The 13,907-nt window shown below is 43.4% G+C and carries 14 protein-coding genes; 8 read left to right on the forward strand and 6 right to left on the reverse strand.

Translation table 11 applies throughout. The annotated features are described in order from the left end of the window. Nucleotide 1: 1 nt before the first annotated feature. Entirely contained in the window at nucleotides 2-478 is a 477-nt protein-coding gene (locus CL667_12720; GenBank protein ID MAL18561.1) for a peroxiredoxin, read from the reverse strand. A gap of 605 nt (nucleotides 479-1,083) precedes the next feature. Then, nucleotides 1,084-1,647 carry an NUDIX domain-containing protein gene (locus CL667_12725; GenBank protein MAL18562.1) on the reverse strand — a complete coding sequence of 188 codons (564 nt, stop codon included), beginning with the start codon at nucleotides 1,645-1,647 and terminating at the stop codon, nucleotides 1,084-1,086. Between CL667_12725 and CL667_12730 the strand changes: the two genes are divergently transcribed. The 4 genes from CL667_12730 to CL667_12745 all read left to right on the forward strand — a co-directional run bounded on the left by CL667_12730 (nucleotide 1,648) and on the right by CL667_12745 (nucleotide 5,636). Then, the gene (locus CL667_12730; protein ID MAL18563.1) at nucleotides 1,648-2,829 is read left to right on the forward strand and encodes an AMP nucleosidase; all 1,182 of its coding nucleotides are present in this window, start codon (nucleotides 1,648-1,650) and stop codon (nucleotides 2,827-2,829) included. A gap of 269 nt (nucleotides 2,830-3,098) precedes the next feature. Then, nucleotides 3,099-3,815 (forward strand): hypothetical protein, encoded by a 717-nt coding sequence (locus tag CL667_12735; GenBank protein MAL18564.1) that lies wholly within the window; start codon nucleotides 3,099-3,101, stop codon nucleotides 3,813-3,815. A gap of 70 nt (nucleotides 3,816-3,885) precedes the next feature. Beyond that, nucleotides 3,886-4,428, forward strand: coding sequence for a gamma carbonic anhydrase family protein (locus CL667_12740; GenBank protein ID MAL18565.1), 543 nt, complete (start codon nucleotides 3,886-3,888; stop codon nucleotides 4,426-4,428). A gap of 71 nt (nucleotides 4,429-4,499) precedes the next feature. Then, a complete protein-coding gene (locus CL667_12745) occupies nucleotides 4,500-5,636 on the forward strand; it encodes a coproporphyrinogen III oxidase (GenBank protein MAL18566.1) in 1,137 nt (378 codons plus the stop codon). Between the two features lie 8 nt (nucleotides 5,637-5,644). Here CL667_12745 and CL667_12750 read toward each other — a convergent pair whose 3' ends face one another. Both CL667_12750 and CL667_12755 read right to left on the reverse strand, forming a co-directional pair. Continuing rightward, nucleotides 5,645-6,871 (reverse strand): hypothetical protein, encoded by a 1,227-nt coding sequence (locus tag CL667_12750; GenBank protein ID MAL18567.1) that lies wholly within the window; start codon nucleotides 6,869-6,871, stop codon nucleotides 5,645-5,647. After that, nucleotides 6,852-7,139, reverse strand: coding sequence for a hypothetical protein (locus tag CL667_12755; protein MAL18568.1), 288 nt, complete (start codon nucleotides 7,137-7,139; stop codon nucleotides 6,852-6,854). Before CL667_12755 ends, CL667_12750 begins: the two co-directional genes overlap by 20 nt. Nucleotides 7,140-7,306: 167 nt before the next feature. On the opposite strand from CL667_12755, the gene fahA reads away from it, so the two are divergent. Then, nucleotides 7,307-8,563 (forward strand): fumarylacetoacetase, encoded by a 1,257-nt coding sequence (gene fahA / locus CL667_12760; GenBank protein MAL18569.1) that lies wholly within the window; start codon nucleotides 7,307-7,309, stop codon nucleotides 8,561-8,563. An 80-nt stretch (nucleotides 8,564-8,643) separates the two neighbouring features. Here the strand turns inward: fahA and CL667_12765 are convergent, their stop codons facing one another. Further along, nucleotides 8,644-10,458 (reverse strand): hypothetical protein, encoded by a 1,815-nt coding sequence (locus CL667_12765; protein MAL18570.1) that lies wholly within the window; start codon nucleotides 10,456-10,458, stop codon nucleotides 8,644-8,646. Between the two features lie 79 nt (nucleotides 10,459-10,537). On the opposite strand from CL667_12765, the gene CL667_12770 reads away from it, so the two are divergent. Both CL667_12770 and CL667_12775 read left to right on the forward strand, forming a co-directional pair. After that, on the forward strand, nucleotides 10,538-11,506 hold the full coding sequence (locus CL667_12770) for a hypothetical protein (GenBank protein MAL18571.1): 969 nt from the start codon (nucleotides 10,538-10,540) through the stop codon (nucleotides 11,504-11,506). Next, entirely contained in the window at nucleotides 11,493-12,392 is a 900-nt protein-coding gene (locus CL667_12775; GenBank protein MAL18572.1) for an RNA pseudouridine synthase, read from the forward strand. The genes CL667_12770 and CL667_12775 overlap by 14 nt, the downstream gene beginning before the upstream one ends. A gap of 42 nt (nucleotides 12,393-12,434) precedes the next feature. Here CL667_12775 and CL667_12780 read toward each other — a convergent pair whose 3' ends face one another. Further along, nucleotides 12,435-13,226, reverse strand: coding sequence for an alpha/beta hydrolase (locus CL667_12780; protein ID MAL18573.1), 792 nt, complete (start codon nucleotides 13,224-13,226; stop codon nucleotides 12,435-12,437). Between the two features lie 94 nt (nucleotides 13,227-13,320). Here CL667_12780 and CL667_12785 point away from each other — a divergent pair, with 94 nt between their 5' ends. Beyond that, nucleotides 13,321-13,851, forward strand: coding sequence for a hypothetical protein (locus CL667_12785; GenBank protein ID MAL18574.1), 531 nt, complete (start codon nucleotides 13,321-13,323; stop codon nucleotides 13,849-13,851). Nucleotides 13,852-13,907: the final 56 nt, after the last annotated feature.

Below are 13,907 nucleotides of genomic sequence, written 5' to 3' on the forward strand. Positions count from 1 at the left end.
ATTATTTCAAACTTTTGACCAACTCTTTCATTTCAGCAGCGTGGTCTTTGGTATTCACTTTTTCGACAGTGCCCAAAATAGTACCATCTGTATCAATAACAAAGGCCGAACGCGATGGAGCTTCATACTCTCTGCCATACATCTTTTTTTCTACGACTGAATCGGTAGCCTGGGCAAATTTATAGTCAGGGTCTGAAACTAACGTAAAATCAATTCCCTGTTTTTCTGCATATCGTTTATGAGAACCACAGGTGTCCTTACTAATAGCCACTAAATTATATCCATGTTCCTTGAACCATTCTGCCTCATCAGCAAGATCTTTTGTTTGGCGATCGCAGCCACCAGTGTTGTTCTTCATATACACTGATACAATTGTGGGTTGATCCAGCAGGTCAGCGAAATTAAGTTCTTTTTCTTCCCCATTTTGTACCGCTTTTATGGTGAAGTTGAAGTCTGCTTTTGATCCTTGTTCAATCATGAGTCTATAAATCTTTGGGTTTTGCGTTGGGATGGAATAACTGGATTTAAGGACGAATTCGTTCAATGCTTATTGACAGATTTAGGAACTGAAGAGTTTTTTCCTCTTTCATTATTTTAAATCTGAGTTAAACTACACCTTCCTCGAATTGGCCTGACAATTGAAGAGAATCTCAGAGCTTTATTAAAAAACTATCTGCCCATAACCATTCATCAGACGAGCGTAAGTCGTCGGATGAAGTGCGTTGGTAGTCGTTATTTACTTAAGGCTGCCCAGCCAGCTCCCGACAAAAATTGCAGACGCTGAGATAAAGAAAATATACGAATCGGTTTTTCGAATGCCATGATAGAAAAAGCCCAAGAATTCGTCCGACCACTAAACCTAGCTTGAAAGTTAGACCCTACATCGAAGTGGTCTGACGATTGGAAGTAGCAAGAAAAGTTGACAAAGAGATTGTACCCTACACCATTCTTCAGACGAACTGGGAGTCGTCGGATGAAGTTCCGGACTCGTCCGACCACTGAACAAGCTTAGTATTTCTAATTCTACCTCGTAATGGTTTGACGATTTATTAAGCCGCATAACAACTTTTTTAAATATCTCCATCATCCCCGCCACAGTAAAAACTTAGCCACCGCCGCTACCACCAGCGAGTGATGCACTTCTCCCCGATTCACCATCTCAAGGAAATCATCGAGTGGCATCAGGTGTACATTAATACGCTCGTTTCCGTCCAGTTTTTGCTCCTGAACTTTTTTGCAGTTTTTGATTACATAGGTGTAGGTATAATTGGTGAGCATTGCCGGATTAGAACTCACCCTGCCCAAGTCAACAAATTCATCGCCGGCATAACCGGTTTCTTCAAGCAGCTCCCGTTTACAGGTTTCAAGCGGGCTTTCACCCAGATCAATCATCCCTCCGGGAAGCTCTAAGGTAGGCTCCTCAATTCCATAGCGATACTGCTCTACCAGTACAATTTCATTTTCTTCGGTTAACGGAATTACATTTATCCAGTCAGGAGCTTCTATAATGGAGAAAGTAGCTTTGTGATCTTCCGACTTAATCTTCATATCCCGACTTAAAAGTTTGAATATATTCGTCGTATATTTGACCTCTTCATCTGTGGTAACCCACGGTTCAATTGTAAATGAAAAATCACTGCTACTCATATGTCAGACACGCTCAAATTGGTTAAAGATCAGTTTTCCACGGAGGCAGAACTTAAAAAAGCTATCGATAAAGCGTGCGATTTGATGGAGGAAATTTACGATTCTGGCCAATACCCCAAGATGATTGTTGAACGTACCTGGAGTCAACACAACCCTATTATTGACGGCGAACTTGCTCAACCCAAAGCTTACCGCTGGTATTTAAAGCGTGAAATTGAGCGACTGGTGACAAACGGAGCCACGGTTTTTGTAAAGCCTTCCCGCGATGTACTCCCATTAAACAATCCAGATTTATTTGATAACCTGGATGAAAATGACTGGGACATCACCCAAAAAAAACTCTTTCTATTTCGGGCTGAACGCATTGACATTTCGCTCGACCGACTTGAACATTACACCGGAACCAAGCCTGAAGATTTCCAGCGATATATTCTTTTCACTAACTATGACATGCACGTGGAAGTATTTCTGGACAAATTTCCGGATTGCGTAAAGCCAGCCCGAGCCGGTGTTCAGATGCCAGCTTATCATCACAAAATGGACAACAACTCCGGACTTACTCTCATTAACATCGGAGTTGGACCTTCCAATGCAAAAACCATTACCGATCATGTTGGAGTACTCCGACCGGATGCCATGGTTATGGTTGGTCACTGTGGCGGACTTCGAAACCACCAGGGGATAGGTGACTTTGTTCTAGCCAACGGGTACTACCGCGCTGATAAAGTGCTGGACGACTTGTTCCCAATCGGCATTCCCATTTCCCCAAACTACGTGCTCAACCGATATCTAAAAGAAGTGCTCGATCAGCATGAGATGGAGCACCGAATTGGAACCGTATATACTACCGCCAACCGAAACTGGGAGTTTTCTAAAGCGAAGTCGGTAGAGGAAATTCACATGAGCCGAAGCGTCGCAATTGATATGGAATCTTCGACAGTGGCTACTAATGGGTTCCGATATCGTATTCCTCATGCTACTCTTCTTTGCGTGAGTGATAAACCACTTCACGGCAAACCTAAGCTATCAGGTGCAGCACAGTCCTTTTACCAAAACTCTAAAGAGATGCATCTGGAAATGGTAATCGAAGCCCTTCAAATGGTGAAAGATTCCTATCCGGAAGGACTGCCCAACTCCAGCATCCGTGCCTTCAACGAACCCCTTATGGGCGGAAGTGGGTGAACGCTGAACACTCAACATTGAACAAAGAATGTTGAGGTAATTGGCATATTGCTCTTTTAACTGTTGGGGATTTTTATAGAATAAGTTGTCATTCCTGCGAAGGCAGGAATCTGGATATCTCCAACGGCCATAATAGTTTTCCTTAATCAAACATCCAGATCTCGGGCATTCGCCGCGAGATGACAGCTTCTGAAATCAACCTTTCTCAAAAAAATCTGTAAGGAATTCTTTTTAAACCGCTCTGACTAAAGAAAAACAAGCAGAGCACCATGACACATGAAGAATCCTTTTCCATCGAACACTTCCACAGCCGGACGGTTAAAGACATGCAGCCGGATGAACAACCCCGTGAGAAGCTCATGCGCTACGGCGCCGATTCCCTTTCCGACTCCGAACTACTCGCCATCCTGATCCGCACCGGCACCAAAAAGCTAAATGTTATTGAAACAGCAAAAGCATTACTGACTCAGTTTGATGGATTACATAATCTCGTTCGGAGAGACTGGCAAGCCCTAAAAGTGATTCCCGGTATTGCTAAGGTGAAGGCCATCACGTTAGAGGCTGCATTCGAATTAGCCCGACGAATTCAGGTCGCAAACCTGGGCGAAGAAATTCAGATTACTTCGCCGGAAGATGTAAATGCCTATTTTGCCCCGAAGCTCCGGCACCTAAATAAAGAAACCTTTCTCGTCGCCTTTTTGAATAACGCCAAGATACTTACAGGCTTTCAGCGCATAAGCAGCGGTGGCAAAACAGCAACTATTGTTGATCCGGCGGAAGTCATGCGGCAGGCCGTCCTCAACGAGGCCAACTCCATCATCCTCATCCACAACCACCCTTCCGGTAACGACAAAGCCTCAACCGCAGATATACAACTCACCAAACGACTTTCTGAATGCGGTAAGTTACTTTCTATTCCGGTTGATGATCATGTGATTATAGCGGGTTATAAGTTCGTAAGCCTGAAGAGCGAAGGATTGTTTTAGCGAGTAAGACCTTTGCCAATAAATTGTCTATTTTTGGGAGCATTAGAACTCAACATTATTTAAAGGCTTTATGATTTACGAATTCCTGAAACGCTCCCCTCAATTTGATGAGACTGCTTTTGTGGCTCCAAGTGCAGATATAATTGGTGATGTAACCCTTGGCAAAGAATGCAGCGTTTGGTTTAATACAACTATTCGCGGGGATGTGAATTACATTCAAATTGGTGACCAAAGTAATATTCAGGACAATGTGTGTATTCACGTTATGAACCAAACCGGGCCTACTATAATCGGTGAGAAGGTGACGGTTGGACACGGAGCCGTTGTGCATGGTTGCACCATCAAAGATCGTGTACTTGTTGGAATCAATGCGACTATTTTAGATGAAGCGGTCATTGAATCGGATGTCATTATCGCAGCCGGGTCACTGGTGCCTCCCGGAAAAACCCTCGAAAGTGGCTTTATGTATATGGGTTCTCCGGCCAAAAAAACCAGAAAGCTTACTGAAGAAGAAATAGCTTCCATTCCTAAATACGCCACTAACTACATCAAATATTCCCGAGCGTATCAACAAAAAGATACTTACGACGACAATCCTTTCTACTCGAAGTAATTGGCAATGCTGAATCATGGATTTTGAATGAATTTAGTTCAAAATCCATAATTTATAATTCAAAATTCCCCATGAGCGGCATCTATATCCACATTCCTTTCTGTAAACAAGCCTGCTCGTACTGCGATTTCTATTTCGTGACCCGGCATCAGCAGAAACAGGACTTTGTGGATGAGCTGATTAAAGAAATTCAGGCCAAAAAAGATACCCGATTTACACATGAACCCGTTCGCACCATCTATTTTGGTGGCGGAACTCCTTCTCTTCTCAGCCCGCAACAAGTGGAATCTATTCTTGAAGCTATCCATTCTGTTTTCAATGTAGGGCTGGAAGAAATCACCCTCGAAATCAATCCGGATGATGTAAGCAGAGATTATTTGGCTGGGCTGAAGTCCGCTGGCATTAACCGTGCAAGCATGGGCGTTCAGTCGTTCAATCCCGATCTCCTGAAGTTTATGAATCGAGCCCATACATCAGAAGAAGCGCTGCAATGCCTTGAGATGTTAAGAGATTCTGCTTTCAAGGTTTTTACGGTTGATTTAATCTATGGAAACCCGGGGCAATCACTCGATATCTTACAACAGGACATTGAAACCATTCTTCAATTTAACCCTCCTCATGTTTCGGCTTATTCCTTGACCATTGAGCCTCAAACCCGACTGGGTAAACAGGTTAAACTTGGCCGCCTCATCCCTCCAAAGGATGATACCGTTTCAGATCATTTTGATTTAGTGGTCGATAAGCTTGGTGAGGCCGGTATTTATCAGTATGAGGTTAGCAATTATGCGCGGCCGGGCAGTGAGGCTGTTCATAATTCCAATTACTGGCGCCATGAAAATTATCTGGGTTTGGGTCCCGGAGCTCATTCATTTTGGTGGAATGAGGATAAAAGAACAGCTCAACGGTGGAGTAATGAGGGCAATCTAAAAAACTACCTGAATGAAGGCTGGAGAAACCCCCATGAACTTGAAACACTTAACCTTTCTGACCTTGCGGAAGAGCGTCTTATGCTTGGCCTTAGAACCAAAAAGGGGCTTGATGTGGATTCGCTGAAAACAAACTATCAGTTTAGCCTAAGCAACCAGCAGAAGTCTTATCTGGAAAAGCTTCAGAAAAATGGAAAGGCAGAACTTGGTCAGCGTATTCAGCTAACTACTGAAGGGCTTAAAATAGCCGACTCCATTCTCCTCGATTTAATAACAATCTAGTTTTAAAACTACTCTGTCCCCAACCGCTCCCACTTTTTAGCAAACCGCGCATACTCTTCAGCTTTATCTGTCCGCCCAAATTTTTCATAAGCTTCTGCAACAAGTGCAGTTGCTTCAGCAAGTCGCTGATAATCACTTGGGGTTGGGTTTTCAGCTGTCCCTTCAAGTTCCGGAACTCTTAACTTCACTCTATTGGCCAATGAGTCGGGATGTGTTTCTAAAGAAAAATTCTCCTGATAGATAAGTGGCCAGAACCTCGACATGCCATAAACCTTCTCCGCAATCACCCAGAACCATTCGTTTTGGTTGACCTCATAAATATTAGACATGGACTCCGTTTCAGGCTGTGAAACCGGCTGTATAGATTCCTGACCTGTCTCAACCATTTCAGTCTCCATGGTGCTTTCTGGATTAACCGCAGCTCCCTGTTCAGCTCCCGATTCTACCTTCTCCAGATTATTGCTTTCGTTGTTAGTAGCGGGTTGAGGGTTCACGGGCTGCTCAACCGCGGCTTGCTGTGGAGTGTAAGTAGCAGGCTCTGTCCGTAAAAAGAACCACCAGATTGAAACCATCGCAATTGCAAAAATTGCAGCAATAGCCATGATTAAAACCATGTTGCTACCTTTTTCTTCCTCAACAACGGGTTCCTCTGTCTCCTCTTCAAATTCAATCTTTTCCTCTGGCTCAGGGTCATCTGGCGAATCCGGCTCCTCTTCAGGCTCATCAAAGGCAAAAGGATTATCTTTTATGTCATTATCGGTCTCTTTTTCATCCTCTTTATCAGAAGCTGCTTCATCAAATTGGAAAATCGTTTCTGCTACCTTTTCCTCAGGCTGTTCCTCTTTTTGCTCAGGTTCATTGCTTACGATTTCCGGTTCCTGCTTCTCCTCCTTCTCTTCTTTTTCACCCAAAAGCTCCGTTTCGAGGTGAGCATATTTCGCATTCACCTTTTCTTTTAATGCCTTGTATGGAGTGAATGATACCCGATTGTGCGCCGGTATCGTTATAGGCTCTCCCGTTTGGGGATTTTGACCCTGCCGTTCGGCTACTCTTTTTACCTTAAAGCTTCCAAAGTTAGTGATGGATGCTTTCCCTGTATCCTCCAGCGCTTTTTTAACCAAACCGATTAAGGCTTTAGAAAAGGCTTCACTTTTTTGCTTGCTGAAATCGGTTTCCCGCGATAAGGCTTCTATAATCTCGGCATAGGTGACTTTATTACTCATTTTCACCCTCATTTATTTGGTCACGAAGCGTGGTGCTCTGGGTATAATGCACAACCTGTTTCTTAGGAATGCGCATCATTTGTTCGTAATGAGGGTTATAAGATTTATGTTCCTCACGAATTTCAGGTTTAAAACTACCCAATCCCGGCAGGGTAAAACCCTTGCCATTTGCCAGAAGAAGAGTCAGGCTATCCACAAAAGAATCATAGAGTTCTTCTGCCTCTGCCTGGGTTAAATCAAGCTCTTCAGCTAAACTTTTCAGTACCTCCGTTTTCGTCATACCAACACCTAATAATATTAATACCAACTAACCAAGAAGAAATGCTAAAACGGGCAAATAAGCAATTATCAGCAGATTTTTGTAAATCTTTGCTCTTTAACGATTTCACTGTTTGATGAGGATGCTTATCATCCATCAATATCTAACCGGCCTGAACCCACATAATGATGCTTACTTCTTTTATTGATGTTCACCCTGATTCCAATTTCCCCATACAAAACCTCCCCTATGGAGCCTACCGGACAGAACACGGTGATATACACCTTTGCTCAGCAATTGGTGAGTACATCATAGATCTTTACGTGCTGGATGAACATGAGCTTTTTGACGGACCTCTTCTAAACAACCAGCTTGTTTTTCAGGACTCAACACTTAATTATTTTATGAGCCTGGGCAAACCTGTCTGGCAAGAAGCACGAAAAACACTCCAATCCCTATTATCCAATGATAATCCCAAACTGCGCGATGATGCAGGACTTCGAGATCTGGTTTTCAAACTAAGAGAAGACATCGAGATGGTAATGCCGGTACAAATTGAAGATTACACCGATTTCTACTCTTCCGAGCAACATGCCAAAAATGTTGGATCTATGTTTCGAGATCCTGAAAATGCCCTGCTTCCGAACTGGAAACACCTTCCGATTGGCTATCATGGAAGGACCAGTTCTATTGTATTGAGTGGCACTGAAGTCCACCGCCCAAAAGGACAGATTCTAAAAAAAGATGCAGTCCAGCCTGCTTTCGAACCTTCAAAGAATCTGGATTTTGAGTTAGAGGTTGGGTTCTTAACCGGCCCGGGCAATAAGCTTGGAGAATCAATTTCCGTTGACGAAGCTGAAGATCATATCTTCGGAATGGTTCTCGTAAACGACTGGAGCGCCCGCGATATCCAGAAATGGGAGTACCAACCACTTGGCCCTTTTTTAGCCAAAAGCTGGGCTACTTCTATTTCTCCATGGATCGTTACTTTAGATGCACTCGAACCTTTTCGGTTTCCATCAACCCCACAAGATCCAACCCCTTTAGAATACCTCAATCAAAAACAACGTACGACTTTTGATATTGAACTTGAGGTCTTCCTTAAAACCGAAAAGCTTTCTGAACCTTACAAACTCTGCTCCTCCAACTTCCGCCATCTCTACTGGACCATAGCTCAACAGCTTGCCCATCAAACCGCTGCAGGGTGTAATGTACGACCGGGCGGCCTCTATGCCTCGGGCACCATCAGCGGCCCTACCGAAGACAGCTATGGAAGCATGCTGGAATTAGCCTGGAAAGGAACCAAGCCTATTACATTGCCTTCAGGCGAAACAAGAACTTTCCTTGAAGATGGAGATGAAGTTACGATGACCGGCTTTGCTCAAGGAGACAACTTCCGAGTTGGTTTTGGTGAAGTTATTGGGAAAATCTCACCTGCCAAGTGAGCGTAACGAGCTCAAGTGTTTAGGTGTTTATGTGTTGAGGTATTTTTAACCTGATCTCGTCCACGTAAATACATAAACACTTATTTAACCAGCGTCATTTTTTTTGTGAAGATGGCATCATCAATTTGAAACCTGTAAAAGTATATTCCTGAGCTTAGCCCTTGTGCATTGAAGGGAATTGAATATGAACCAAGCTGATAAAACCGACTCGTTAACTCCTGAACCTTCCGTCCTGTAATGTCATAAACGTCGAGTTCAACAAAGGCTGAGCGTGGTAATTCAAAATCAATATTTGTTGTTGGGTTAAAGGGATTGGGGTAATTCTGATACACCCTAAATGACTTTGGAAGGTCTGCATACTCAGGATCACGAACAGTTATTGCATTGCCGTTTTTCCCCATCGCCAAAGCCAGACTACGTGTTGAAGTTTCGCCGCTATAGTTTGCTATCACAACGCCCAGCCGGTCAATATTCTCCCAGGCAATATCGGTAGGTACGTACAATTGGCTTTTCCCTTCCCCGGTGGCAACCCGTTCTTTCATCTCGCCATCTTTCATATAAAAAAGAAGCCCCAACCCAACCTGGCTGCTATCAAAGTCGACTGCAATATCAATCATACCATTATCTCCAGAGCTTGGATAAACCTCAAAGTAGCGAGCTGCTAATGGCCGAATGGTATTCACCTCTTTTTTCTGAAGGGGAACAGTATTAAACATCGTGTCCACATTAGAAAATGGATATTCACTTTTTTCAGCAAATCCATAATCATCTAGCCCAATTCTTGATCCCGACGCAAAATGCCACAGGTGGTTTTGCACAAAAGTGATTGGAAAATCAGTTCCTCGTCCGGGCAGTACTTGACGTAGGGCATCATCAATACTTAAAAAATTATCTTCTTCAATTAAAGCCCACACTTCTTGCCAAATATCATCCCCAAAAACTTCTGAGTAAAAGATCATCCAGCTCACATGGTAATAGGCGCCGGGAGTACCGTTCTGCGGGGCAAAAAAGATAGAAGAGCTGTAGGGAGTTGATGCCCCAAAGCCTGTTTTAATGTAATTGTAGTAGTCATTCACATCATCATAAACGACTTCCTCAAAAAGAGTCGCATCCATTTCAGCCCAGTTCAAAGCACCTGACGGGGCCGCCCATCTGTTCTGGGCATACTGAATGGCATGCTTAAATTCGTGAGCTACCGTCACGTAAACCGCACCAACTTCATCACCTTCAGGATGTGAGTTTTCCGGAAAATTCTTAAAGTCGTTCTCCAATCTAATGTAGGTCTGAGGAAAACTGCCTGTAGTTCTTGTCTCACCATAAAATGACAAGTTTTCCAATACTATCCGGTATGTAGAGCCTGCAGGTATAGGGTCTTTAAAGCCAAGCCTCAGTACTTCGTGCCGGTAACTTGAGTCTGCTGATTCGGCCACTAAATCCACATAATCAGGAACGCCGTTTTCATCATCATCTACGACAGAAACAGAGTCAGGACCTGAAGTCTCATATTCTATTTCGAATTTACCCGATGGAGATATATAGGTTTGTGTAGTAAGGCTTTTACTCGCTGAACGTGGTGGATTTTGATACGCTTCAATCTTGGCAAGAGCGGATGATGAAATCTGGTCCCTGAAGTTATAAACAAACATCGTTGCTGGAGTTGCACATTTATGCAGAACCTTGCTTTGCTCTCCCAAACCTCCAGTAGCATATAACAGCCGAACCTGCTCCAATGCCGCCGTTTCAACGTCAATTTCACCCTGCAAAAAAGACTCCTGTATCTTATGGAGCTGAGAGCCTGTAACCCCAACCTGCCCAAACGAAGTAAAAGGCAAAGCAAGTACAACCAAAAGAGCACCTGCTATAGCTTTTATAAATTGATACTGGGACTTATGCATTGTTTGGATTTTGCTTAACTTTGGGGTTCGCAAATGATGAACGCTGTAGCTATACAGTTCTTATAATTTAAGAGAAAAAATGTATCAAGTAATACTTTATTACAACTTTGAACCGATTGAAGATCCCGATCGTTTTTGCAAAGCACACAAAAGCTTTTGCAAAGAAATTGGGTTGAAGGGAAGAATCTATATTTCTGATGAAGGAATTAACGGAACTGCCGGTGGAACTGACCAGCAAATTGAAGAATACAAAAACTACCTGTGGTCTTTACCCGGTTTTGATGACACCGAATTTAAACAGGAAGAAAGCGACTACATCCCCTTTGCTAAGCTGATCTGCAAGACCCGTGATGAAATTGTAGCCCTGCACGTCGATGACGTCAACCCGGAGAACGGCGGTAATTACCTGGCTCCTGATGAATGGCGTAACGTGATGGAATCTCAGGATGATTACGTGATGATTGACGTTCGAAACAATTATGAATCCAAGATCGGACATTTCAAAGGCGCACTCACCCCGGACCTTGATAACTTCTACGACTTTCCTGAGTGGCTGGAAGAAGCCAACATTCCCAAAGACAAAAAAGTATTGATGTACTGCACCGGCGGAATTCGCTGTGAGAAGTTTTCTGTTTTGATGAAGGAAGGCGGCTGGGATGATGTAAATCAACTGCACGGCGGAATTCTAAAGTATGCCAAGGAAGAAGGCGGAAAACACTTTGAAGGCAAATGCTTTGTGTTTGATGATCGCCTGGTGGTGCCTGTAAACCCAAAAGATTTGGAGCCTATCGCCCGGTGTGAAATCACCGGAAAACCGGCTGATACCTACATAAACTGTGCGAATATGGAGTGTAATAAGCTGTTTGTCTGCTCGGAAGAGGGTGCTCATAAAATGGACGGGTGCTGTAGCGAGGAGTGTCGCCAAAGCGAATACAAACGCCCTTTTGATCCGGAAAATGCATTTAAGCCATTTAGAAAATGGTATAATTATTTCGGTGAAGACTTCAAAGAGAGAGACCTTGAGCAACAGCAAGCTGCACAGTCGTAAAGTTCGGATTGTAGAGCCTTATCCTATTACGTATCGGTTTACGGTGAAATCGGAGTTCAATGGGAAACCTCTGCTCGAATTAATGACCACCCGATTTCCATTTCACGGTGCAAAGGTTTGGGAGTCTAAAATAAAGGCCGGGCTTGTTGGGGTGAATGGAAGTGAAGCAGATTCAAATTACATTCTTTCTAAACACGATCAAGTCTATCATCATAACCCTAAAGTCGTGGAGCCTTCCGTTCCCGATGAAGTTGAAGTATTGGAGCAAACCGATGATTACCTCATTGTATTTAAACCCGCTCCATTGCCGATGCATCCCGGTGGCCGGTATAACAAAAACTCGCTGACGGCTATTCTGGAAGAGCAGGGATTCGAGAACTTACGAATTGTTCACCGGCTTGATGCTGTAACTTCAGGGCTCGTACTCTTAGCTCGCAATAAAGCCTTTGCTCAACAGGCGATGATTGCCTTTAGTGAATCTAAAGTCAAAAAAACCTACTTCGCTCACATCTCTGGAAATCCAAAAGAGAATGTAATCACCATCGACTCTCCCATTCGAAGAAAAAATGGATTTGTCTTTGAAAGTAAGCTTGGGCTTAATCAGGCTAAAGAAGCCATCACGCATTTTGAAGTTGTAGAGCGGTCAGGGAAATCTACCTTAATTAAATGCTCCCCAAAAACAGGCCGTACGCATCAGATACGATTACATCTCGAACAATGGGGCTATCCTATCATCGATGATCCTATTTATGGGATTAATGGTGATAAAAGCAGCAGGAAGGCTCAGAAAGCAGGAATCAGCTTACTCAATGCCGGACTGGAAATAGAAGAGCTTGGGGTGAAGTATTTTCTTGATAGAAGTGAGATTCTAAACGTAAGATATTAGATAAATAACCTCACATCTATCATCTAATATCTTACATCTACTTTAACCCTTAAAAAAAGCTTCTGCTATCCTCGCAAACTGCTTGGGCTTATCGAGAAAGGCATAGTGACCGGCATCTTCGATAATGACCAGTGCGGCATTATTAATTCCTTTTTCAATTCGCTGTCCCTGATATACAGGAGTTGCATCATCATTTCTTCCCCAAAGTAAAAGCACTTCATGCGGAATATTTGGAAGTGAAGATTCTAAATATTCCGTCACTGACTTCACGAAAGTTTCTCTCATAACCCCCGACAGTTTACTGTAGTCGCTTGAGCCCAAGCTTTTCCAGACGGCTGTAGTCCGCAACCATCCCAGCGCTTTGGCTCGGAGTGATCCGGGTAAAATCATAAAAGGTGCTTTCAGAATTTTGGCTGTGTATTTCCTGATATAGAATTTTAATGAGCGCTTTGGCTTCATGCCTGCTCCACCCGTAATCAGGACCTTATCGACATGAGATTTCCCAAACTCTCTGGCACACAGCTTCAGCATAATTCGTCCGCCGAATGAGTGCACCAGCAGGTCAACTTTATCCTCTTCTAAGGATTCTATAAAAGCCTGAATAGCGTCCGCATAATCATCAATGGCCCAAGCCCCGGAAGGTTCTGGCGAATCTCCAAAACCGGGAAGGTCTATCACATAGCTCGTTCTAAGTTGAGCAAGGTTTTGGGCGACCGGCATCATTGCTCGCTTACTGCTTCCCCAGCCGTGCAGTATTACTAATGGCTTCCCATTGCCGGCTTTTTCGTAGGCAATTTCCTGATCCTGATATTTGAATGTGTGGTTTTCTGACATAGCTTAAATTTTGCCAAACTTCTCACTTCCCTCATTAGGAAACAAGGAAAGATTCGAAGTTGAGTTTTTCCGGCTCCTAAACCATATTAGGTACATGAAATTTAATGACCTGAAACGTAAAGCATTCTTCTGGATTGATCGCCTCCAGATCTCCCGCACCGAACGCATCTCGGTGGTTGCCTTACTGGTGCTGATTTCTATTCTCCTGATCTCGAACTTCTTCATTTCAAAAACCTATAATTACAGCCAGCAAAAGTACGATGCTATTTCTGCCGAATTTAATAAAAGAAGTCAGCTGCTTCGGGAAGAACAAAAGGAACTCGATGCAAAATATAATCCTCCCCAAGTTGTTAGTGAATCTACTTCTCCGTCTGATAATTATGAAACCAGTTCCACAGAAACAAAAGAACAAATTCCGGCTTCAACCGAAAAGATTAATATAAATACAGCAACCAGTTCAGAGCTACAGACATTAGACGGAATTGGCGAAGCCTATGCTCAGCGAATTATTGAATACAGAGAAGCAAATGGCGGTTTTGATTCCATAGATGAACTCGTTAACGTAAAAGGCATTGGCGAAAAAAGGCTAGAAAATATCCGGCCATTTATAACTCTCGGCAAATAGAATTAAAAAGCCCCTAAATCACAAATTGTTGAAGAACCTAAACGAACTTATCTTTT

The organism is Balneola sp. (assembly GCA_002694685.1).
Classification (GTDB): domain Bacteria; phylum Bacteroidota; class Rhodothermia; order Balneolales; family Balneolaceae; genus Gracilimonas.